This is a genomic window from Floridaenema aerugineum BLCC-F46, from assembly GCF_041929345.1.
GTDB lineage: Bacteria > Cyanobacteriota > Cyanobacteriia > Cyanobacteriales > Aerosakkonemataceae > Floridanema > Floridanema aerugineum.
The window spans coordinates 1-22,435 of the sequence record NZ_JBHFNQ010000026.1; the positions used below are offsets into that span (position 1 = coordinate 1).

18 protein-coding genes are annotated in these 22,435 nt (G+C 38.8%); 11 read left to right on the top strand and 7 right to left on the bottom strand.

From position 1 onward, the window contains the following. A partial coding sequence (locus ACE1CC_RS02835) for a transposase (RefSeq protein ID WP_413268960.1) occupies positions 1-292 on the top strand: 292 nt, incomplete at its 5' end. A 130-nt stretch (positions 293-422) separates the two neighbouring features. Here ACE1CC_RS02835 and ACE1CC_RS02840 read toward each other — a convergent pair. Together ACE1CC_RS02840 and ACE1CC_RS02845 are read right to left on the bottom strand one after the other, a co-directional pair. After that, the gene (locus ACE1CC_RS02840) at positions 423-2,645 is read right to left on the bottom strand and encodes a GumC family protein (RefSeq protein ID WP_413268961.1); all 2,223 of its coding nucleotides are present in this window, start codon (positions 2,643-2,645) and stop codon (positions 423-425) included. 363 nt (positions 2,646-3,008) lie between these two features. Further along, a complete protein-coding gene (locus tag ACE1CC_RS02845; RefSeq protein ID WP_413268962.1) occupies positions 3,009-3,167 on the bottom strand; it encodes a hypothetical protein in 159 nt (52 codons plus the stop codon). Between ACE1CC_RS02845 and ACE1CC_RS02850 the strand changes: the two genes are divergently transcribed. The 5 genes from ACE1CC_RS02850 to ACE1CC_RS02870 are packed head-to-tail and all read left to right on the top strand — an operon-like array spanning position 3,166 to position 8,449. Next, entirely contained in the window at positions 3,166-4,077 is a 912-nt protein-coding gene (locus ACE1CC_RS02850) for a glycosyltransferase family 2 protein (RefSeq protein WP_413268963.1), read from the top strand. The genes ACE1CC_RS02845 and ACE1CC_RS02850 overlap by 2 nt on opposite strands. Continuing rightward, a complete protein-coding gene (locus tag ACE1CC_RS02855; protein ID WP_413268964.1) occupies positions 4,074-5,360 on the top strand; it encodes an O-antigen ligase family protein in 1,287 nt (428 codons plus the stop codon). The genes ACE1CC_RS02850 and ACE1CC_RS02855 overlap by 4 nt, the downstream gene beginning before the upstream one ends. Positions 5,361-5,415: 55 nt before the next feature. After that, positions 5,416-6,510 (top strand): glycosyltransferase, encoded by a 1,095-nt coding sequence (locus tag ACE1CC_RS02860; protein WP_413268965.1) that lies wholly within the window; start codon positions 5,416-5,418, stop codon positions 6,508-6,510. A gap of 12 nt (positions 6,511-6,522) precedes the next feature. Next, positions 6,523-7,620, top strand: a complete 1,098-nt coding sequence (locus tag ACE1CC_RS02865) for a glycosyltransferase family 4 protein (protein ID WP_413268966.1) — start codon at positions 6,523-6,525, stop codon at positions 7,618-7,620. A gap of 49 nt (positions 7,621-7,669) precedes the next feature. Further along, positions 7,670-8,449, top strand: coding sequence for a glycosyltransferase family protein (locus ACE1CC_RS02870; RefSeq protein ID WP_413268967.1), 780 nt, complete (start codon positions 7,670-7,672; stop codon positions 8,447-8,449). Positions 8,450-8,520: 71 nt separating this feature from the next. On the opposite strand, the gene ACE1CC_RS02875 is transcribed toward ACE1CC_RS02870, so the two are convergent. The 3 genes from ACE1CC_RS02875 to ACE1CC_RS02885 all read right to left on the bottom strand — a co-directional run bounded on the left by ACE1CC_RS02875 (position 8,521) and on the right by ACE1CC_RS02885 (position 12,858). After that, positions 8,521-9,582: a glycosyltransferase family 2 protein gene (locus tag ACE1CC_RS02875; protein WP_413268968.1), complete on the bottom strand. Its 1,062-nt coding sequence runs from the start codon at positions 9,580-9,582 to the stop codon at positions 8,521-8,523. Positions 9,583-9,596: 14 nt separating this feature from the next. Then, positions 9,597-10,565, bottom strand: coding sequence for a glycosyltransferase family protein (locus ACE1CC_RS02880; protein WP_413268969.1), 969 nt, complete (start codon positions 10,563-10,565; stop codon positions 9,597-9,599). Between the two features lie 964 nt (positions 10,566-11,529). Further along, positions 11,530-12,858, bottom strand: coding sequence for a flippase (locus ACE1CC_RS02885; RefSeq protein WP_413268970.1), 1,329 nt, complete (start codon positions 12,856-12,858; stop codon positions 11,530-11,532). A gap of 471 nt (positions 12,859-13,329) precedes the next feature. Between ACE1CC_RS02885 and ACE1CC_RS02890 the strand changes: the two genes are divergently transcribed. Further along, positions 13,330-15,465, top strand: a complete 2,136-nt coding sequence (locus ACE1CC_RS02890; protein ID WP_413268971.1) for a VPS10 domain-containing protein — start codon at positions 13,330-13,332, stop codon at positions 15,463-15,465. A gap of 56 nt (positions 15,466-15,521) precedes the next feature. On the opposite strand, the gene ACE1CC_RS02895 is transcribed toward ACE1CC_RS02890, so the two are convergent. Beyond that, complete coding sequence (locus ACE1CC_RS02895) at positions 15,522-15,731, bottom strand: hypothetical protein (protein ID WP_413268972.1); 210 nt, start codon at positions 15,729-15,731, stop codon at positions 15,522-15,524. 372 nt (positions 15,732-16,103) lie between these two features. On the opposite strand from ACE1CC_RS02895, the gene ACE1CC_RS02900 reads away from it, so the two are divergent. Beyond that, on the top strand, positions 16,104-17,291 hold the full coding sequence (locus ACE1CC_RS02900) for a glycosyltransferase family 4 protein (RefSeq protein ID WP_413268973.1): 1,188 nt from the start codon (positions 16,104-16,106) through the stop codon (positions 17,289-17,291). 56 nt (positions 17,292-17,347) lie between these two features. Next, positions 17,348-18,535 carry a glycosyltransferase family 4 protein gene (locus ACE1CC_RS02905; protein ID WP_413268974.1) on the top strand — a complete coding sequence of 396 codons (1,188 nt, stop codon included), beginning with the start codon at positions 17,348-17,350 and terminating at the stop codon, positions 18,533-18,535. 93 nt (positions 18,536-18,628) lie between these two features. On the opposite strand, the gene ACE1CC_RS02910 is transcribed toward ACE1CC_RS02905, so the two are convergent. Continuing rightward, the gene (locus ACE1CC_RS02910; RefSeq protein ID WP_413268975.1) at positions 18,629-19,390 is read right to left on the bottom strand and encodes a biliverdin-producing heme oxygenase; all 762 of its coding nucleotides are present in this window, start codon (positions 19,388-19,390) and stop codon (positions 18,629-18,631) included. A 233-nt stretch (positions 19,391-19,623) separates the two neighbouring features. On the opposite strand from ACE1CC_RS02910, the gene acsF reads away from it, so the two are divergent. Then, entirely contained in the window at positions 19,624-20,694 is a 1,071-nt protein-coding gene (gene acsF, locus ACE1CC_RS02915; RefSeq protein WP_413268976.1) for a magnesium-protoporphyrin IX monomethyl ester (oxidative) cyclase, read from the top strand. Positions 20,695-20,983: 289 nt separating this feature from the next. Further along, positions 20,984-22,435, top strand: a complete 1,452-nt coding sequence (locus ACE1CC_RS02920) for a sigma-70 family RNA polymerase sigma factor (RefSeq protein WP_413268977.1) — start codon at positions 20,984-20,986, stop codon at positions 22,433-22,435.

Below are 22,435 nucleotides of genomic sequence, written 5' to 3' on the forward strand. Positions count from 1 at the left end.
GCCTTTCTATCAGCAGGAACAATTTTTGACTTACAAATCTATTGCGCTAGGGAAAAGAGTGGTTCATGTCGCTCCTAGTTATACTTCCCAAAAGTGCAATATTTGTAAGCATATTAAAAAGACAAATCGGCATAAGTCTAGGTTCCACTGCAAAAATTGTGGACACCAAACTCATGCCGATTTGAATGCTGCTAGAAATATTCACGACGATTATTTTCTCTCCTCTACCCAAGGGACTCAGGAGCAGGGTTCAGTCAATAACCCAGATGTTTCAACCAGTTTCTCTGGTTAGTTACAAGCCCCATCCCCTCGTGGGTGGGGCGGTTGACTACTGAGTATTTCAATCTTTTCGCTAAACCCGCCCCTACCCCATTTGTATTAATCATTTACGTAAACGATATTAACTACTTACTGATGACAGCTTACTTGGAAGGAGAACTAACTTTTTCCTTTTTAGACAAAGTAACTTTTGTAGTGGTCAAATCCTCATTGTATGATTTGGCGTGATGGAAGTAACTATCCGGTTCATTTTCAATAATGATGCCGTTGACCACCATACCCAAAACATTCTGACCCGACTGCACTAAAAATCCTTTAGAAGCAGAAGCACTAACAGTATCCACCATACCAGGACGTGCTACCAACAACAAACCATCAGCCATTTTGCCCAAAGTCAGCGCATCAGCCACAAGCACCAAAGGTGGCGTATCGATAATTACGAAATTATAAGTCTCAGAAAAATCTTCAATTAATGAAGCCATCCGCTTAGAATCAAGCAAAGCTAAAGGATTAGGAGGAATGACTCCAGAGGGAAGCACATCTAAGTTAGGCATCACCTCTTTTACCGCTGAATTTACATCAGCTTGACCAACAATTACATCACTGAGTCCAGCAACATTAGTTAAGTTCCAAATGTGATGTTGTATCGGGTGGTGCATATCCGCATCTATTAACAGCACTTTCTGTCCCAACTGAGACATAGCTACAGCTAAATTAGCCGAAACAGTTGACTTACCTTCCTTAGAAACAGAACTTGTGACTACAATAACTTTTAATTCGCGATCGGGACTAAGAAACTTTAAGTTAGCCTGAAGCATTCTGTAAGTTTCACTAATAATTGAATGCGGAGCATCTTTAACCGCAAGTTTTACTTTTTCATCTGGCTTCCTCATGGGAATTGGAAATACCAGCCTTTTTTTCCAAGAAGGAATCATTCCCAACACAGTGTACTTGAATATTTGCCGTAATTCTTTGGCTGTTTTCAGAGTTGGATCTGCTAAATCTACTAAGAACGCTATCACTACATACACCATAATTCCCGCCAAAAATCCCCCGATCAAAAACAATTTTTTCTTGCTATCAGCGGGCTTTCCGGGAATGCTTGCTTCCTCAATGATCGTCGCATTACCAACATTTTGATTCTCGGCAATCTGTACTTCTTGGTAATTTTTTAAAAGCAGCTGGTAACTAGTTTGTGCCGCTTCCACTTGCCGTTCTAAATCTTTTGATTTTTCTTGTAATTTCGGTAAAAGATTAGCTCTGTTTCTGTAAGCTTCCCTGGTACGATTTAGAGACGCAATTTGCTTAACTAAGCCTATACGTTGCCCTTCATAACTCACCAAGTCAGTCGCTAGTCTTTCTTTCAATTCACTTGTTTGTAAATTGCCATTTGGATTTGGCATTTGTGTTCTTGTACCGAGAGACTGTCCTATCTGACTTTGCAAAAATGCTTTAAGTCCATTCCGCTTATCTTCTAAGTTTCTGATTACGGGGTGTGTTGCTGTAAAACGAGTCCTTTCTAATATCAGCTGAGCTTCCACTCTTTGTAATTCTTGAAGCGAACTCTCAATTACTTTGGACTGATTCGCACTGCTCAAATCAATCACTTTCTCTGGACTCATATTGAGCTTTTGCTGGATTTCGGCAACTCTAGCTATGGTATCTGCCAGTTGAGCTTCCGCAGTAGCCAGCTGTCTATCTATGCCAGTGATTACATCAACAGCCATGACAGCTTCTTGTTCCAGCGCTACAATATGGTTTTTTTCTTTGAAAGTACGTAAGGCGGCTTCAGCTTGCCGAACATGAGCCTGAACTGTTGGTAACTCTTTACTAATAAATTCTCTAGCCGCTGCTGCTTCCGCCCGGTTTTTCAATATATTGTCTTCTATGTAAAGACGCATCAGTTTGTTTACTACATCAGCAGCTTCTTTGGCATCTTTAGCTTTATAGGTAATCTGCAAAACATCTGTCCCTTTGATCCCTTTTACCGTAAGTCCTGAAAAGAAAGCTTCCGGTGGTATTAAATCGCCTTTCTTATCTCTAAGGTTTAATGCTTCTATGGTTTTTTTGACAATTGGCAGCGAAGAGACTACCTGCGCTTGGGTATCTACGGGAGTGTTCATCATGTTTAGGGTTTCCAACTGCCCTAATTTGTCTCCCGCTTCGGTAATCAGAGAAGAAGAAGTATTTTTCTTTTGAAATAGTAATTTTCCTTGGGCTTCATAAGTAGGCGTTTTTCTCATTGCCGATAGGCTGGCTAGTGTAAAAACAGCTAAGAATGCTACTGCGCCAGGAAGCCAACGCCGTTTGAGGATCAAGCCAAACTTTTGGAAATCTATGTCTTCGCTGTAGTCTTTGGGATTCATAGGATTTTACTCTCGGAAAGGGTTGACAGGTTTTCTACAATACGGGTTGTTTTTTATGTGAACTTAAGCAAAGATATGGTATTTTTTTTTACATATTTTTAAGTAAAGTTACCACCCAGCAAACATTAGGTATTTTTTCACATTTAATCAAATGACGATTTTGATTCGCTGAAAAATGTTTCGCTCATATCTTTCATAACCTTAACTAAATGAAATGGCAAGTAAGTAAACAGAAATACGGATAAATACTGAGATAGTAACACCGTAAATCTACGGAGTATGGATTTGGCTCATAGCTATATAGTACCCAAAAAGGTAAACAAATAATCAAATCATAGTATATTAAGGAAGATATTATTCAATTTAGATAAGCGAAGTATCTAAATTGAGGATATTTCTAGTAATTGTATCAGTGTTCACCGCAGGATTTAGTCGGTTAAAATAGTGGCTGGTTCTTTCTTTGAGTAGCGGTGAGTGAGAACCAATGCCACAAAAGTAAAAAGCTTGAAGTTGGTAGAGCATGAAAGATAACTGTTTAGTTAGCATTGCGATTAATAACTATAACTATGGGCGTTTTCTTTTCCAAGCGATCGATAGTTCTTTAAACCAAAGCTACCCGAATGTTGAAGTAATTGTTGTGGATGATGGTTCCACCGATAATTCACGGGAAATTATCGCTAGTTATGGTGATAAAATTATCTCAGTGTTCAAGGAAAATGGTGGACAGGCTTCGGCTTTCAATGCTGGTTTTGCTGCGAGTCGAGGGGAAATTATTTGTTTTTTGGATGCAGATGATCTCTGTTTACCCCAAAAAGCGGCTGAGGTGGTTAAGGCATTTGGCGATCGCACAGACTTAGAATGGTGTTTTCATCCCCTAACATGGGTGGATGGAGAAGCAACATCATCAATAGACAGAGGTTTTAATTACCCGCCTGCCGGAGAGTACGATCTCAGAGAACATATTAAAGGCGGCAAACTAAGGGATAAATTACCAGTGCTTCCTTCTACTTCTGGATTATGCTTTAGACGATCGCTCTTAGAAAAAATTCTCCCCATGCCGGAAGCCAAAAGAATTGGTTTGAACGATGGTTATTTGGAATTTACGGCGATCGCACTAAGCAAAGGATTACTCCTAGATCAAGAATTGACACTTTATCGCGTTCACGGTAGTAATGCTTACAGCATGAGGAAAGATAATCGTCTAGTCGCAGCTAGAATACTTACCCTTACTGCCTATTGGATGCGAGTAAATTATCCATTTTTATCTAAATTTACCAACAATATATTTGCGGCTGCTTTGGGTGCATTTTGGCATAGCGGAGGTGTGGAACCAGAATATCAAGAATTTGTTAAAAAATACTTCAGTTCCCTAACACCAAGAGAAAAAATAGAAGTTAACGCTAGGGCTATTTACAATCGTTTAAAACCGTGAACCCAAAACTCGAAAAAGCATTAGCAATTTTTGGTATGCTGGTTTTCTCCGGCGTAATTGCCATGGGCAGCTATGGTCGGGGTTCTGACGGAGCGGGGGGAAGTGCAGGTGGCAGCAACCCATTTGACAAAATCATGGTGTTGTTCAGGTATGCCTATTATGCCTATACCCTTTTTATGCTGACGTTACGGCTAAAAACAGTGGTTCGTCCAGCCTTAAGGGATGTACTAATCTGGGGTTTGATGGGAATAATTGTCATGTCCCATCATTGGTCAGATTTCCCAAACATATCCGAAAAAAATGGTCAGTTAACTGTACTCACAACCCTATTCGGGTTATACATCGCTTCCCGCTACAACATGAAAGAGCAAATGAACATATTGCAATGGACATTCGGTATATCCGTAGTGTTCAGCTTGTTGTATAGTGGGGCGCTTCCTAATTATGGAATAGAACAAGGAACTCATAAAGGCGCTTGGCGTGGGCCTTTACTCCACAAAAATCACTTCTCTCGCTTCATGGCTATATCTACAGTCCCTCTGTTATTTGCTGCCTTGAAAGCTAAGAAACACCGCAGAATTATGTGGGGTATTTTTATCCTTTCGGTTCTTATGGTTCAGCTGAGTACTTCCAAAACTGGTCTGCTAGTTTTTCTCACCTTAATGCTGCTTGTACCGCTGTGTAAAGCTTTGCAATCAACAAAATCAGTAGTTGTTCCCTTTTTGATTGTCATCGTTTTAATAGGTGCCAGCGCAGCTACATGGTTAGTAAGTAATTGGGAGCCTTTTCTATACGGTCTTGGCAAAGATCCTACTCTCACGGGTCGGACAGATATTTGGGAATTTGTCATCGATAAAATTAAAGAGCGTCCTTGGTTAGGCTTTGGTTATGAAGCATTTTGGCTACCAGGAGGAGAAGGAGAAAATGTGAAGTTTTATATTTTCTTAGTGTTATCTCAAGCTCACAATGGCTATTTAGATGTAGCAGTTCATTTGGGATTAATTGGGTTTGCACTTTGGTTTGGTAGTTTGATACTTTGCTTTTTCAGAGGACTAATTTGGACAAGAGTTGGCGGGGAAATAGAAGACTTGTGGCCTCTATTGTATGTAATATTTTTATTAGTGTACAATAACACTGAGTCTACTATTGTAGAAACTAATTCTTTTTTCTGGATATTATATGTTTCAGCAAGTTTTTCCATGAAGCGAATTCGGGCAGTAATACCTGGAGCTTGGGAAGTAGAAACTGAGGAAGTAAAAATTGAACCTAAAAAGTTAGTTTGAATTTCCCAAATAGCTCTCATACTATGCTTAATTAATTGTAATTTGGGCTAAAAAAATGCCGGATATAACTCTTTTTATGGCAGGTCTTGGTGGCGGTGGAGCAGAAAGGGTAATGCTCTATTTAGCTCGTGGTTTTGTCGAGAAAGGTCTAAGCGTAGATTTAGTTTTAGTCAAAACAGATGGCCCTTCTATATCTCTAATTCCACCCCAAGTTCGAGTAATAAACTTAAACACTCGGAGATTGTTGCGAAGTTTCCCCGCTTTGATAGGTTACTTGCGAAAAAATCAGCCCAAAGCTTTACTTTCAGCAATGGAAGATATCAATGTGGTGGCGCTTTTATGTCGGCGTTTAGCGGGAGTATCAACGCGAGTGGTGGTAAGCGTACACAATACGCTTTCAGTGGAATCTCAAACATCAACTCAGATCAAAAAGCGATTTGCACCTTATTTGGCAAGGTTGTTTTATCCTTTGGCCGATCAAGTGGTAGCAGTGTCCCAAGGGTCAGCTGTTGATTTGATAAATCTAGGTTTGGCGAAAGAAAGAGTGAAAGTAATTTACAATCCAGTGGTAACACCAGAATTACTCAAAAAAGCTGCCGAACCTTTGACACATCCTTGGTTTTTACCAGGAGAAATTCCGGTAATTTTGGCGGTGGGACGTTTGGATAAGCAAAAAGATTTTCCGACTTTAATTCGCGCTTTTGCTCAAGTTAAACAGCAACGTCCAGCCAGATTAATGATATTAGGTGAAGGTCAAGATAGAAATCTTTTGGAATCTTTGGTGCAGGAATTAGGTTTAGAAAAAGATGTGGCTTTACCTGGATTTGTGGATAATCCTTTTGCTTATATGAAGCGATCGGCATTGTTTGTCCTTTCCTCATTATATGAGGGATTGCCTACGGTGTTGATTGAAGCGATCGCAGTAGGAACTCCAGTAGTATCCACCGATTGTAAAAGTGGGCCAGCAGAAATTTTAGAAAACGATCGCTATGGAAAGCTAGTCCCTGTGGGAGATATTCCAGCTATGGCACAAGGAATTATTAACGCTTTAGAGAACCCCTTAGATTCAACCTTATTACAGCAAAAAGCCGGAGAATTCTTATTAGAAAAAGCTGTGGAACAATATCTAGAACTTTTACAGGCTGGTTAGGAGATTAAAACTATGGAGCTAAAAAAGATTTTGGTTACAGGGGATGCGTTTTTTATCAATCGCCATCAGCCTTTATTTACAGCTATGTCTCCCCATTTAGAACAATTAGATTACCTAGTCCAAGGAAGTTTAGAGCAAACTAAGCGAGGGCAAACAATCAAGAAGCTTTTACCTAAGTTTCTCCTGAAACCTGCGGAAAAGTTATTGCGGAAAAATCAGCAAACATTTGTCAAAAAATCTTTAGAAACCGAGAAAAAAATCCGAGAATTGGAATATCATCCTGATTTAGTTTTTCATATATTTGCCCTTTATTGTCCATTTTGGGAAAATTTCGATATTCCTTATGTTATGCTGTTAGACTACAATATGGCACTAGCAGCAAAAAATTGGCCTGCTTGGTCTCCTTTTAGTAACCAAAAAGAACTTAATTTTTGGCTGGACTGCGAACGCAAGGCTTATGAAAAAGCTCATCATCTTTTTCCAATGAGTAATGTCGTGAAAAAATCCTTAATTGAAGATTACGGCATTCCAGGCGAAAAAATAACGGTGGTAGGTGCTTCTGGCAATTATACTGAACCATATCAAGGAGAAAAAAGCTTTGGTACTAAACAAATTTTGTTTAATGGTTCTGATTTTGAAAGAAAGGGTGGAGATTTACTTTTAGCGGCTTTTAAGCAGGTAAAGCAAGCAATTCCCGATGCTAAATTAGTAATAATTGGGAAAAATTTATCTACCAACCAGGATGGAGTTGAAAATCCGGGAATTATTCGTTCTGCTGAGGCAATGCGCGAGTTATTCCTCACATCAGATTTAGTAGTTGCACCTGCTTATTGCGATCCTTTTCCGGTTTTTTTAATGGAGGCAATGAATTATGGAGTTCCTTGTATTGTCACTGATAAAGATGGAATGCCGGAAATAGTGGATAATCATGTAAATGGGGTGGTTATTCATGAGCCTACAGCGGAAATTTTAGCCCAGCGCATCATCACTTTGCTTACCAATCCTGCTTTATTAAACCAAATGTCTGGACAAGCAAGAGACAAGATGAAAAATAAATTGAACTGGGATAAGATAGCCGCTAAAATTATCCAAGTTTTATCAGATAATTAAATCATGACAGAATTTATCCAAATCATTAATTAATAGGAGTTTAGATCTTATGGAAGCTAGCACCAGCGACTTGTTCAGTAAAACCTCTTTTTGTACCTGTTCCTATCTCAGTTCTTTAAGTAACTACCGCGCTTCCTTAGTGCGTAATGCCATAAAAACTTGGGATCAATTTCTTGAATTTCCCTTTAAGGAGAAAATATTTTTAGACGATGGCAGTCCTGATGTTAATGGAATCAGATTGCTCAAACAAACCAGTCATCTTAATAAATTTGACAATATTAAGTATAATACTCTAATTCATGCACCCCACAGTAATTTCGGCATTATTAACAGTATGGTTATTTGCCTGGGTGACTATATTCTCCACCTTGACGATGATATCAAAGTAACTACTTCTTATGAAAATTGCTTTAAATTTATCCAACTGAGTCTGGAAGCATTGGAAAAAGATGAAAGTCTTCTCGGCATAAATCTTCTCACTATGCCAAAGGAATTCGATCAAAACTGGTTTCCCGGTAAAGATTACCCAGGAAGTGAAATTTTTGCTCATCCCAAGAAATACTTTGGCACAGCTGCGTGCTTAATCAAAAGGAAACTTTTAGAAAGAGTGACTTTAGAAGATATTATTAATTGGGGCGCACAACAACCAAACACTTGGGAAGTATTAGTATCTGATGATCCTGCTTCTTTTCTTGTTAGTAAGGTAGAAACTCCTTTTGGATTAGATTTAGATGCTTGGATGTATCAAAGTGTAAGCAATAACAGTTGGCGGGGAATTAAAAAGCGGATGAAATACAATTTGGGCAAATACTTCTCATTTCTTAAATAACTTAAAATAAAGATCCCCGACAACTTCTGCTTGAGTCGGGGATCTCACTTGCTCTCGCTTTTCGCTTTAGCTTAGGAACGTTTTAAAGCGTTTTTTAAGCTAAAATAGCTTTTTTTAACCAACGATTTACCCAGGAGTTTAGCTTTACTAGTTGCAGATTGACTCTTAATATCCAAATAGGGACTATTAAAGAATTGGCTGACAGCTTGTAGAGGAGAATCAGACGCATAACTGCATACTTCCCACCAGTAACCTGCTAAAACCTGAAGAAAAGTTGATTGAGGATATACTTTAGCAATTTGATTGGCTCCAAAAAGTTTATCTAACCATAAGTTAGATTCTAGAACGAAATCTTGATCTTTTTTTAGTTCCGAATTTCCTAAGCGGCGATGAACTAGCATTTCTTGTTCAGTTGGCTGTAAATTCAAAGCTTGGAAGTTTCTTTTATCTATCTCGTAGAAATAGTAATATTTTTGTGACATTAGTTCTTCATCGGACAAGTTTTTGCCGTACTTGCGCCATCTGTAATAAACCAGAACTTCCGGGATGTTTGTTATTTGAAAATGTCTAGCACCCCTACAGTATAAATCCCAATCCTGAGCACGTTTCAGTTCAACTGAATATCTCAAAGAATATTCGTCTAAATATTTCCGGCGAATAATCGTTGAGGGGTGACATAAAACTGCTTCAAACAAAGTCCGACAGTGAACAATTTCTGGGTTTACTGCACATCGCCACAATTCTCCTGCAACTTCGCCAATTGTTTTTACCCAACTTCCACAAATACCAACTTCGGGATGAGAATCCATGTAAGCAATTTGTGTGGCAAATCTTTGGGGTAAATTAATGTCGTCGGAGTCTATGGTAATGATATAGTCGCCGCTAGAAAGATCGATTCCCCGATTCCTACTGTAACTAGTGCCACTATTCTTGTCATTCAAGAATAATTTAATTCTGGGATCTTTGTAGGATTTAATAATTTCTACACTGCGATCGCTAGAACCATCATCGATAATAATAAACTCAAAATCTGTGAAGGTTTGATTTAATACACTATCGATCGTTTCTTTTAAGTATTCTTCCCTGTTATAAACAGGCATGATGGCACTAGCACGAGGATTTTGGGAAGACATAGCAATTCCTTGAGTTAGTAATTCACTCCAGTTTTTACCGAAAGTTTCATCGCTTTTCTAACTTTGCGAACCAACTTTTTCTGGTAAATATTGAGAGCGCGTTTAATATCTTCTGATTTTAGCAAAGCTTCGGCTGGCAATCCTGTTAAACCTTGAGCTTCCCGCATACACTTGCGACGAGAAAAATTCATTGGTTCTGAATAAACTTGCGAATTATACAAGGTTGGTTTTGGCCCAGCCCAATGAATTACACAAGCATCATCTCCTTGAACTACTGGGCCAGTTTTCTCAACGGGAAAGCGTTTTTTTAATTCATCCCATTTAAATTTCGGCGCAATAACTTGAAAGCTTGATTGTCCCAAACGTAGTTTTCCTGCATCAGAGTCACGAAAAATCATCATATTTAAAAAGCCTTGTTCTCCAAACCAAAATATATTGGGATTTTCCTTGATAAAATCCAACATATAAATATATTCATCTAGGCTAAATAGGTCTCGTTTGGCAAAGAATGTTCCTGTACAAAAGTATTCGCCAAAATGTTTTTGCCACTGAAACTCAGGAAAATGTTTCTCTACTTCTTGCGTGGTAAAGAAAAATCGCGAAACTTCTTCCAAGGTATCTTTGTAAAGGGGGCGATCGACAATTACATCAAAGTCTTTAAAGTTCGCATATTTGAGCATATCCCCCCAAACAATTGTGTCGGCATCCAGGAAAAGGAACTTACTCCAGGGACTTTCCCAAAAGGCGACCATTTTCGTTAATCCCCAACCAAAACTTCTCTCCCGGAGAACTTTGTTTTTAACATTTAAATGATTAATAACTTTCACACCATAAGCTTTTTCCAATTCTGGGGCGGAAAATTCTCCATCAATAATCAGGCAAATTGGGACATCACCTAAAAAATGCCTTATGCTACCGCAACAACCTTTAGCATAGTGATAATCTTGGTCGCAGCAAGCAATGATAATTCCAAAGTCTTCCATAAAAATACTTCCTTGAATTGTTGGCCTATTTGTGGATTAGTGAGTGGTTTTTATTAATTAACACTAGGTTCTCTTTACCTGATTATTTGGAAAATATTTACTGGCTTTTATTTTAGCTCATTCATTTGTTCCTATACTTTTGGCAACTTTGTAACTTAGCTGTATTTGCTTAAATTTTTAGCTAGATAAATTTTGGATATCTTACTTTAGCATAAATATTTAACTACGACAAGGTTTTAAAACCATTCATTGTTATTTGGTTCTTGGGATCTTTGCTCAATTTAATTGGAGTAGTGGGTATTCTCAAGGAGAATTTTTTACTCAATTTTATCTTTAATGAACGCAATTTAGAGTTTCTGTTTGGAATTGCATCAGCTTATCTGATCTTGAAATTTCCCATAAAACACCCTAGTCGGTTAATTTCCGTAGCAGCTTTTCTCTTGACTATTTCGGCAATTAATTCTAACTATAATTTAGTGAAAATATCATCTGTTATTTCCTCCGGTATTCCTTTTATGTTGCTGATTATTGGATCGGTAGCAATAGAAAATAGTAGAAATCTGAAAATACCAAATAGTTTAATCCAGATAGGAGACTCATCATACACTATATATTTAATTCATGGTTTCATAATAGTTAACATCTGTAAAGTGCTGCTTAAATCTCCTTTAAGTGGAATTTTCCAAAACTTTATACTAGTCAATCTAATTGGCATCATAATTTGGATCATGGCTATAGCTATTGGAGCTATAATATACCATTATATTGAGAGACCATTGCTGACAACTTTAAGGATAAATTTGATTGACAAAATGAGCAAAAAACCTAGTTGATCGACATTATAAAGTGTCTTTAAAGTGTTAGTCATTTAAGTTGCTAATTTAACCTTTAACAAGCAATCTAAATGACTAAAAACTTATTTTAATGTTGGCTTTTATAAAATAGCAAAAGCCGAGAAAATAAGTTACCACAGGTTTTTAAAGGTAAAATAGTTGAAAGTTAATGCCTTAGTCATAATCCAACCAAGCTGACGTGCTGGGGGATAAACGAAACAGAGAACATAATCGGTAAAGGCGTAGGAAACAACAGTGGCGATCGCAGCACCATTTCCCCCATAAATCGGAATCAACCAGAAATTTAATCCGATATTCATCGCCGCACCACAACAAGTAGTAATTAAAGCATAAGTAGCCTGACTTTCGGCAATAATCCAAATACTTTTAGCCCAACCAAAAAATCCAAATACTGCTGACCAAATGTAAATCGATAACATGGAACTAGCTGGGGCATATTCCTGACCAAATAATAGCACAATCAGCGGTTTGGATAAAAAGATCATCACAATGGCGAGTCCAAAAGTAATCACTGCCATCATATTGAAAAGCTTTTGTAGTTTGTTATAGTAAAGTGTCCGACTTTCTTCTCTAGCTTTCACAATTGAAGGAGTCACAGAACCTACGATCGCACTAGCAATAAAATACCAAAGTTCCGCGATTTTCGCTGCTACTGAATAGAACCCTACCACCTTATCACCTACTAATTGACCTAGCATAATTTGGTCAATTCTCACATAAACCATGATGGCGAAACCTGAAAGGATTAGCGCCCAACTTTCTTTGAGTAAGACTTTAGCACGTTGCCAACTTACACGCCATTGGAACAAGTGTTGTCCTTTAGCTTTATAGGCAATAATCAAACCTATAGCACCCAAAAGACTTTCTACCACCATTGCCCAAGCAAAGGCAACTAAAGGTGCTTGCATTTGAATCAAAACAACTCTCAACAAAGTTGCTAGAAAAAAAGCTGTATTTTTGGCAATAACTGTATATTTTGATTTAACTTGTGCCTGAAACCAAAATTCGATCGTATTAAAGGCATTAAAAATGGTCGCAAACGCCATTATAGTTGCCAAAATAGTAGTTAATTGGCTATCGCGGTTGAAAGCAAAAACAGTTCCAGCCGTGATTATAACTGTAAATATGCCACCAAAAATTCTTAATGCTAAAGCTGTCCCCAAAGTTTCATCTTTACAATCAGGATCGCGGACAATATCACGCACTACAAGCTGATCCAAGCCCAAACTAGAAATAATGGTAAACAGCGCTACATAAGCCCCCGCATAGTTAAACAGACCAAATTGCTGTGGTTGTAAGTAACGGGCTACCCAAGCGCCTACAATTAGCCCTGCACCCATGCGGAGAATGCGATCGCCAAATAGCCACCCTATATTCCCAATTATCTTGCGTAATTCTGGGCTAATGTTTTGAGCTACAGAAGTTAATTTATTTAGCATAATCTCCGATTTAAAACAACTTTTTTTGTCCTTTACTTAAGTTTTATTAAGCTTTGAAGTAGTAAGCCAAAAAAATTTACTCCTCTCAGCTAGCAAGATGCAGCATTACTTACTTTTACTTTTTCCCCTTGTCTAATTCCTCAATTTTGACGCTGCATTACCATATTAATTTTAAGAGGGTTGTAGATAAAGTATTATGAGTGAAATTACGGAAACTTGCCTAAAATTTAATCTTTTATTCACCGGAAGTACTGAAGACCATTGCTGGAACAATAGAGATAATTGGGATAGTTTTATCCCCAATCACGCTTCCCTTAAAGGGTCTAAGCTTTCAATCACAAGAATTTTTGGGAAATTATGAGCATACTTAAACTGATTCAAATTCCTCCTGTCTCTAAATCCCCCAGCCCATTGCCCATCATAAATTTAAAGCAAAACCGTATAATCTCTTGGACTGTAACCCTTGGTTTCATGGGAATTTTAGCTGGATGCGGCAATGATATCCAACAAAGTGAAACCATTACAACTATTACACCTGTTAGTGCCATGCCCTCTAGCGTTGGGGAAAATGGATATCGTTGGGCTAACGTATCCATAGGAGGAGGTAGCTTTGTTACAGGTATTTACATACATCCCAAACAAAAAGACCTGGTTTATCTTAGAACTGACATAGGTGGATTTTATCGTTGGAATGCAGCTAATAAAAGTTGGATTCCCATAACTGATAGCTTTACCCAAGCGCAACAAACTTACTATGGTGGAGAAGCACTAGCTTTCGATCCAAATAACCCGAATATTGTCTATATAGCAGCCGGAAAATACTCAGCTTGGCAACCTAAAGGAGCTATTTTTAAATCTAGCGATCGCGGTCAAACTTGGCAAAAGTTAAACTTAGATTTAGGAATGGATAGTAACGACGATCATCGTTGGGCAGGAATGAGATTAGCCGTCAATCCCCATAACTCTAACATCATCTTTTTTGGTTCCCGACATGATGGATTATGGAAATCTCAAGACGCAGGTAAAACCTGGACTAAAGTTACTTCCTTGTCCGCAAAACTTACTCCCAAAATAGGCGTTTTAGGCATTCTATTCGAGCGGCAAAAGCCTGGTTTAATCTACGCTAATGTATTCGGAGACGGAATTTATAAATCAACGGATACAGGTGTGACTTGGAGCAAAATAGAAGGCAGCCCAAATCAGCCGCAAAGAATGGCAATTAATAATAACGGCACTCTCTACGTTACTGCTAAGTCTGGAGTTAGCAAATATGCTAACGGAGTTTGGACTAATATTACTCCTTCAGGCAAAGAAACATTCTTTAATGCTTTAGCTATTAACCCGAAAAATCCCAATGAAATTATCGTCGCAAGCGGTCAATCAGTAAACACCAAAATTTATCAAAGTTCTGATGCAGGGAAAAGTTGGACAGAAAAAAAGGCATCGTTACAACATACAGTTCCTTGGTGGTACGATCCGACCCATCCGATGTTTTCGATTTGGACATCTGCGATCGAATTTGACCCCCATGTTCCCGGAAAAGTTTGGCTAACAGATGGATTTGGCATTTGGCAAACCAACAACTTTAACGCCAATCCAGTTACTTGGACTAACTACCAACAAGGACATGAAGAAGTAGTTTCCTTTGCCTTAGCTGCACCTGCAAAAGGCCCCGTTTTATTAAGTGCCCTTGCTGATGTAGTCGGTTTTTATCACGACAAAGGACTAAACAACTATCCCTCACAAAGATTTCATGGCACACCCGAATGGCGCGATACCTTGGGTCTTGCTTACTCACAAAATAATCCTCAACGGGTAGTCCGTGTCGGTGGTGCCAGATGGAACTCCACTTTCACAGGCGCAACTTCCACCGATGGCGGTAAAACTTGGCAAAAATTTCCCTCGTTCCCAGCAAACACCATGCCTTTGCGGGTAGCTGTTTCTGCCACAGATCCCAATCTCTTTGTAATTATCACCAGCAAAGCCCAACCTCTACGCACCACAGATGGTGGCGCATCTTGGAACAAAGTTTCGGGACTACCCGATGGCCCTGAAGGGCCTTGGTTTTGGAATCACCCTTTAGCCGCAGACAAAGTAGATGGCAATACCTTTTACTATTACAGGGAAGGCAAAGCTTACCGCAGTACTGATCGGGGTTCATCCTTCAGTTTGGTTAACTCTTCTCTTCCTCACGGTCAGTGGAATAGTTATGCCATTAAAACTGTTCCCGGTTTTAAAAACGAGGTGTGGGTTAGTTTAGATAAAAATGGTTTGTTCCGTTCCACCGATGGCGGTACTACCTTTACAAAATTACCTTCGGTAGAAAGAGCTTCTTTATTTGCTTTTGGTAAACCACCCCAAGGTAGCAATATTCCCGCCCTTTATCTATACGGAAAAGTTACGGGCATCGGAGATGGCATTTTCCGTTCTTTGGATCGAGGGCAAACTTGGGTTAGCATTGGTTCTAGAGAAAATCCCATTGGTAATGAACCCAACACAATGGAAGGAAGCTGGCAGCAATTTGGGTTGGTATTTATTGGGACGAACGGCAGGGGAATTTTTTACGGAGTTCCGCAAAATGCCAAAACTTTAGCTCCAATACCATAACTTAAGATTAGATTCCCGACGAAAGCAGAAGTTGTCGAAGATCTGAATGAAGGGATCTAAGTTCTGGAACGGACTTGTGGTTCTGTGGAGGGTAGTTGCGCTTGAGTAAAACTTTTTTTCCCGGTTTCAGTTTTAGATGATGGCGCTTGTGACCATAAGGAGGAAATCAGTGATTCTACTGTCATTAGAATTACGGAAGCCGCCAAAACTATAAAACCAGCCGCAGTAAAAATTAGCATTAAGGGTAACGAAGTTAGTCTTTTCATAAATGATTTTATAGGGATTATGGTTAGTTTATGTAAAATTCATTGATAATAATGATACAATATCGATTTACGTATTGTCAACAGCGAGCGCTGTTTCTTTAAGTAAAACTACTGGCATTTGCCCCATTCTATTTATTTTCCCAGTACTTGCTTAATTTTTATTTCGTAAATAACTAATCAAATCTTTATATTTATCTAAAGAATAATAGAGAAAAATTTAAATTAGGCGGAAAATATAGAAATTGCCGCATAAAGATTTGCAGAAATCTGGCTGGTTACGTACTTAGAATATCAGTGAAATTGGCGATGACAAGCAGATATACATATCTGAGAGAATATTAATGATACGCTATGTTGTAGATTTTATTAATCATGGATAAACCAATTTTAACCATTTTTTATCAGTTTAACCCTTGGCGCAGTAGCATCGGGGGAATACAGACTGTAATTAAAAATTTTGTTAAGTATGCTCCTGATGAATTTGAAGTAAGACTGGTAGGCACAGGAGATGATCCACGCCAGCCTCTAGGTAAATGGCAGGAAGCTGAGTTAGCAGGTAAAGCAATTAAGTTTATGCCTGTAATCTTGATAGAAAATGATAATGTCAGAAAGCTAATCCCAACGACGATTAAATACACAGCGGCGCTTTTTGGTCGTCAGTTTACTTCTGACTTTATGCACTTTCACAGGTTGGAGCCAACAGCGGCAGCATTGAATTGGTCTGGGAAAAAAACTCTTTTTATTCACAATGATATTCACAAACAGATAAATTCCCATTCTGGGAAAGATGCGATCGCATGGCGTTACCTACCAGCAGCGTATTTTGCGATCGAACGCCTGTTAGTTAATCAATTCTCCGAAATTCTTTCTTGTAACACAGAATCAGCGAAATTATATCAAGAACGCTATCCTAAAATAGCAGACAAAGTTAAGTATGTAAAAAATACAGTAGACAACGAAATCTGTTATCCATTAACCGGGGATGAAAGAGAGGGGGAAAGACGTAATTTGGCGCAGAAAATGGGGTTAGGAGAAAATCAAAAATTTGTCCTTTTTGCAGGTAGGTTACATCCTCAAAAAGACCCGATTTTATTGGTGCAATCTATTGCTGCTTTGAGCAACCAAAATATTCATTTACTGATAGCAGGTGATGGAGATTTGCGAGAGCAAGTATCTTCAGAAATCGATCGCCTGGGACTGCAAAAGCAGGTAACAATGCTAGGAGCAATTAACCAAACCGAACTGGCAAAATTGCAAAGAGTTTGCAGTGCATTTATCTTAACCAGTGCTTACGAAGGTTTACCCTTAGTAGTTCTGGAAGCACTAGCCTGTGGGACACCGATAGTAACAACTCGCTGCGGTGAAACTCCTAACTTACTCTCTCCTAAGAGTGGAGTAATTTGCGAAGAACGTACACCAGTTGCAATTGCAGAGGCTCTGGGTAGGGTACTTTACAATCCAACAGATTATCCGACCGAAGCCTGTGTTGCATCTGCTGCACCTTATAGTGCAAAAACTGTAGTGGGTGACATCTACAAAGATATGTTAAGCCGTTGGTAACAGCGCAGTTCTTCATCAACAAATCAACATCACAAAAGTCTAACAGGAGTTTCTCAATGAAAATAGCTGTAATTGGTGTCAAAGGTTTACCCGCTAAACAGGGTGGGATTGAACACCATTGTGAAGAAATTTATCCGCGTTTAGTAGCGCAAGGTCATTCAGTAGATTTGTTTGCTCGTTCTTCCTATACTGAATCTACCTCACTGGAAAGTTATGACTATAAGGGAGTTAAGGTCGTCTCTTTACCTTGCTTGTATGCAGGGGGAATGGATGCACTGCTGAGTTCTGCACTTGGCGCGATCGCCTCTGGAACAGAGCAATATGATATAGTTCATTTCCATGCTTTAGGCCCATCTATTTTTTGCTGGCTACCAAAACTAACTACCTCAGCCAAAATTGTTGTCACCTGTCATGGTTTAGACTGGCAGCGTGCCAAATGGGGCAAAAGTTCTGGAAAATTACTCTACTACGGTGAACGAGCAGCAGTACGCTTTGCTGACGAAATCATAGTTGTTTCCGAAGAACTGCGTTCCTATTTTAAGAAAGTCTATAACAAAGAGACAACTTATATTCCTAACGCCGCTTCTGTTTTAGCTCCATCAGACCCCGAATTTGCTTTTGGCACCTCCCTTGGCTTAACACAACAAAAATACATTTTATTCTTAGGCAGACTTGTCCCAGAAAAATGCCCCGATTTGCTGATTCAAGCATTCCAAAAACTCCAGCCAAAAGGATGGAAATTAGCTCTCGTTGGTGGCACCAGCGATACTGCTGAATACTCTACAAAACTAGTCAACATGGCAGCAAATAACAAAGACATCATATTTGCTGGTCAACAAAAAGGCTCTCATTTAGCAGAACTTATTCGAGGTGCTGGATTATTTGTACTTCCTTCCAAATTAGAAGGATTACCTATAGCAATGTTGGAAGCAATGCAAGAAGGTATCCCGGTAGTTGCCAGTGATATTCCTGTCCATCAGCAACTAACATCTGAGCAAAGGGGTTTAGCCTTTCAAGTGGAAAATTTAGACTCCTGTATTAGTACCTTAGATTGGGCAATTCATCATCCAGAGGAAATGGCAGTGATGGCTAAAAATGCCCAAAAATACGTCCAAACTCACTATAACTGGGAGGAAATTAGCGCAGAAACTTTAAAAGTGTACACAACACTCCTCTCCTCTTTAAAAAAAGTAGAACCACCAATCCCAGTTTCAAGTAGCACCTATGAAAGCTCAGCTTACTAATTTTTGATATTCAAAAAACTGGGTTTCTGGACTTAGAAATGACTGATTATTCTAAAGAAACCCAGCTTTTGTGTGAGTCTAAAAATTCTTACTTTAAGCACTATATCCAACTACTACAGCTTCGCCAGCTGTATTATGAGAAGGTCGTTCTGTGCTACCTGGTTTATCTTGACGGGTGAGTAAGTCAAATACATGATCGCCGATCGCCACTCTGACATCTTCTTCTAAATCGTGCATCACATCTCGATTTAATTTAAACGCATAGTTGGCTTCTTCTACTATCCGTTGAATTGTGGCTTCATCGATCGCTAAAGAGTTCAAAGCTTGGCGATACTTTTCTTTGAATTCTCGTTTAGCTTCTACAGTGGGAATTTGTTCAAATTCGTGCAATCCTGTACCTTGATCTGGTGGTAGATTCAATGCCGATCGAATAATATTTTTTAAAGCTTGTCCACCAGACAAATCACCCATGTAACGAGTATAACTGTGAGCAATTAAAAGCACTGGATCGTTGTTGGCGAGATCTTGCAGGCGATCGACATAAACTTTACCAGCAGGTAAAGCAGCAATCTCTTCCCGCCAATTTTCACCATAATAAAAAGCTAAATCTTTCTCTAAATTTGCGGTGCGATTTAACTCAGGAAAATACATCACTCCTAATACTGGATGATCCTGGTAACGCCGCAGAGAATCTTCTAAAGTACTGTAGACTAAATACAGATTTGCCAGCAACTTGCGGAATGGTTCTCTTTCAACAATTCCTTTGAGAAAACACTTCATATAAGCAGTATTTTCCGCAGCAGTGTGAGAATGTTTCGTGCCTTCTCGCAGACTGTTGGCTAAATCGTGACTCATCTCAATTTACCTCTTTCCTAAGACAATGCGCTTTCAGCAGGCATCCTTAACCCATCCCACCAAAAGACTTTTAATACTCTATAGCCATTAGGCGATTAAATGTGAAATAGTTTTCATAACTTAACAAAGTTACAGTAAGATTAACGTTTGTAACCTTTTTCACACAAATATCTTTTCAAGAGGTGGAAATTAGTATAACTTAAAAGCTATTGAGTTATAGCGAGACAAACACTATGGTTACTTCTCCGCCAAAGCCCTCTCAGGAGTTAGCAGGTAAAACAAAAGCACTAAAGGAAAACATCCTCACACCGAGGTTTTATACGACAGACTTTGAAACTGCGGCCCAAATGGATTTATCTGCCCAAGACACCGAATTACAGGCAATGTTGGCAGAAATGAGGGCGGATTACAACCGTCACCACTTTGTTAGGGATGAAGCGTTTAATGAGTCCTGGGATCATATTACGGGAGAAGACAGACAAGCTTTTATTAATTATTTGGAGAGATCTTGCGTTTCTGAGTTTTCCGGGTTTTTGCTGTTTAAGGAACTTTCGCGCAAATTAAAGGATCGCAGTCCGCTGTTATCGGAAATGTTTAATTTGATGGCGAGAGATGAAGCGCGTCATGCGGGATTCCTCAATAAGGCAATGGGGGATTTTGGCACTACAATGGATTTGGGTTATTTGACAAAGAATCGGGTTTACACATTTTTCCCGATCGAATGGGTGATTTATACAGTTTATTTATCTGAAAAAATTGGTTACTGGCGTTACATCATTATTTATCGCCATTTAGAAAAACATCCAGAAAATCAGTTTTATCCCTTGTTCCGCTACTTTGAAAGTTGGTGTCAGGATGAAAACCGTCACGGGGATATTTTTAAAGCATTGTTAAGATCTCAACCAAAACTGTGGCAAACTTGGCAATCTCGCTTGTGGAGTCGGTTTTTCTTGCTGACAGTTTTTGCCACTCATACCTTGACTGTTCACGAAAGAACCGGATTTTATAAAGTATTGGGATTAGATCCAACAGAATTTGATGCAGAAGTAATTCGCAAGACGAATGAATCAGCGGCGCGGGCTTTCCCTTCAGTTCTAGATACAGAAAATCCAGAATTTTTCGATCGCTTACATCGCAGTTCCGATCTAAATTTAAAGATGTCGCAAATCGATGCTAGTTCTCAACCAAAATGGTTGAAAGCGTTACGGAAACTACCATTGCAGTTATCAATTTTTGGTCATTTGCTGCGGATTTATCTGCTCAAAGGTGTTGATGCAGAAGCCTTGAGAGGAACCGTGCGTTAGAAAACTCTACCAGATCCCCAAAGTCCAGATCCCCGACTTCTTCAAGAAGTCGGGGATCTTGCTTAGACTCAGATAAGAGCACCAAGAGGCAGAGCCTCCTTTTTTCGTTCCCAGGTTCAACCTGGGAACGAGGATCTGGGAGGTTCTACCTCCCCTGCTGCAAAATCTGAGTTAGAGAACTGCATAAATTTTTAAATCGCTCCCAATCATATAAAGTAGACCAAAATACAAGGAGTTCAGCCTTTGTAGCTAGTCTAGAACGTTCCATCTAGTTGCTCAGGATACATTTATGCCATTGGACTGCTTTTATCGCCTACCCCATAGCCTAGAAGAAAATCGTATTATCTGGCGGATCGATCCGCGATTAAAGAGAAGCATTGACTCGTTATGCCAAGATCTCAACGAAAGAACATCGGAAACCAGAGTAGCACTAAATTTATTTGAACAGTTACAAAGGTATCCAGAGGATAAATTATGCAGAAATCATTGGATTGCTTTTTTACAAAGACGTTGCGAAAAAGTAGTTCGGCAAATTCTGTCTTTTTTCCCCGTTGAATACCGTGCTACTTATTTCCAAGATTTATTCTCAATTGGATCTGAATTGGTAAGCAACCCAGTGAATTTTTTTGAAAGATTTGATGAGCGTCGTTTTGAAGTTACTTATTTCTATCCCACATTAAAGAGTTTTTCTGAGCGAAGAATTAAGAATTCTTTAATCCCACCACTCAGAAGAATGAGCGGACTAGAAACACTAGGGAGAAGCAACTTAGGTTTAGTTGCACGCTCTAGCCGCAAACAAGTTACAGAAGCGTTACAAAACTCAGGATATAGTCAAACAAATTTATCTCAATATCTGCTAATTTGGCAATGTTTTCAAGAGGTAAGAGCCTCATTAAATCTGCGAGTAGACAGATTTGAAACAGAACAGTTTCAAGAAATTGCGAACCGTTATTCTGAAATTCACCAAGAAAATTTGAGACAGAACATTAACGCAAGAGAAGTTCAAGATTGTTTAGAAAATATTGGCATTGCCATTCGCAGACTATTAGATCCACCAATTAATTCTTTAGATAGTTTTACTTGTTTGGCAAATGATGAAAATATATCTTTAATTGACAATCTTCCGGCTTTGCAGAGAGGTGATGAGGAAATGGATCAAACATTAGCTGCTTTTGGGGAGTTGATCGATCGACTCCTACAAGAATTACAAACAGTAGTGGAAAAGCAAACTCTTTTTCTTAGATATGGTTTAGAACTAACACAGGGTCAAATTGGTAGAGAATTAGGCAATTTGCCACAATACAAAGTTAGTCGCAATCTTAAAAGAATACACATAAATATCATGTCAAGAGTTTGTAGTTGGGTGCAAGAAAATTACCAAATAGAGAGCAGTTCACCCGAAGTCAATGGAATTGAAGCGGTGTTATTTCAATACTATTCAGATAGAATTGACAGCTTTTTCGATAAAGCAATAAGATTTTTGGGAAATCAAAGCCGAGATTTATTAAGGCTATTCTATATTGTTAATTTGCCACTCCAGGAAATTAGCAATCTAATGCAAAAATCCGAACAGGAAGTCACAGAACTACTAGCAGAAATTAAACAATGGCTATTTGATAGCATAACTGATAATATTCAGCGAGAAATTCAAATTGAATTACCGTTAGAAAGCAGAACCAGACAGCAAATTTCAGTAGTTACCGAAACTCGTTTACAAACTCTTTTGCAACTTTACATCTAG

What these genes read in the sequence shown, in the direction of transcription:
- ACE1CC_RS02875 (WP_413268968.1), bottom strand. Translation starts at nt 9,582, where the DNA reads ATGTCTTCCCAAAATCCTCGTGCTAGTGCCATCATGCCTGTTTATAAC.
- ACE1CC_RS02910 (WP_413268975.1), bottom strand. Translation starts at nt 19,390, where the DNA reads ATGAGTCACGATTTAGCCAACAGTCTGCGAGAAGGCACGAAACATTCT.
- ACE1CC_RS02840 (WP_413268961.1), bottom strand. Translation starts at nt 2,645, where the DNA reads ATGAATCCCAAAGACTACAGCGAAGACATAGATTTCCAAAAGTTTGGC.
- ACE1CC_RS02850 (WP_413268963.1), top strand. Translation starts at nt 3,166, where the DNA reads ATGAAAGATAACTGTTTAGTTAGCATTGCGATTAATAACTATAACTAT.
- ACE1CC_RS02880 (WP_413268969.1), bottom strand. Translation starts at nt 10,565, where the DNA reads ATGGAAGACTTTGGAATTATCATTGCTTGCTGCGACCAAGATTATCAC.
- ACE1CC_RS02890 (WP_413268971.1), top strand. Translation starts at nt 13,330, where the DNA reads ATGGGAATTTTAGCTGGATGCGGCAATGATATCCAACAAAGTGAAACC.
- acsF (WP_413268976.1), top strand. Translation starts at nt 19,624, where the DNA reads ATGGTTACTTCTCCGCCAAAGCCCTCTCAGGAGTTAGCAGGTAAAACA.
- ACE1CC_RS02870 (WP_413268967.1), top strand. Translation starts at nt 7,670, where the DNA reads ATGGAAGCTAGCACCAGCGACTTGTTCAGTAAAACCTCTTTTTGTACC.
- ACE1CC_RS02920 (WP_413268977.1), top strand. Translation starts at nt 20,984, where the DNA reads ATGCCATTGGACTGCTTTTATCGCCTACCCCATAGCCTAGAAGAAAAT.
- ACE1CC_RS02905 (WP_413268974.1), top strand. Translation starts at nt 17,348, where the DNA reads ATGAAAATAGCTGTAATTGGTGTCAAAGGTTTACCCGCTAAACAGGGT.
- ACE1CC_RS02865 (WP_413268966.1), top strand. Translation starts at nt 6,523, where the DNA reads ATGGAGCTAAAAAAGATTTTGGTTACAGGGGATGCGTTTTTTATCAAT.
- ACE1CC_RS02860 (WP_413268965.1), top strand. Translation starts at nt 5,416, where the DNA reads ATGCCGGATATAACTCTTTTTATGGCAGGTCTTGGTGGCGGTGGAGCA.
- ACE1CC_RS02900 (WP_413268973.1), top strand. Translation starts at nt 16,104, where the DNA reads ATGGATAAACCAATTTTAACCATTTTTTATCAGTTTAACCCTTGGCGC.
- ACE1CC_RS02895 (WP_413268972.1), bottom strand. Translation starts at nt 15,731, where the DNA reads ATGAAAAGACTAACTTCGTTACCCTTAATGCTAATTTTTACTGCGGCT.
- ACE1CC_RS02845 (WP_413268962.1), bottom strand. Translation starts at nt 3,167, where the DNA reads ATGCTCTACCAACTTCAAGCTTTTTACTTTTGTGGCATTGGTTCTCAC.
- ACE1CC_RS02885 (WP_413268970.1), bottom strand. Translation starts at nt 12,858, where the DNA reads ATGCTAAATAAATTAACTTCTGTAGCTCAAAACATTAGCCCAGAATTA.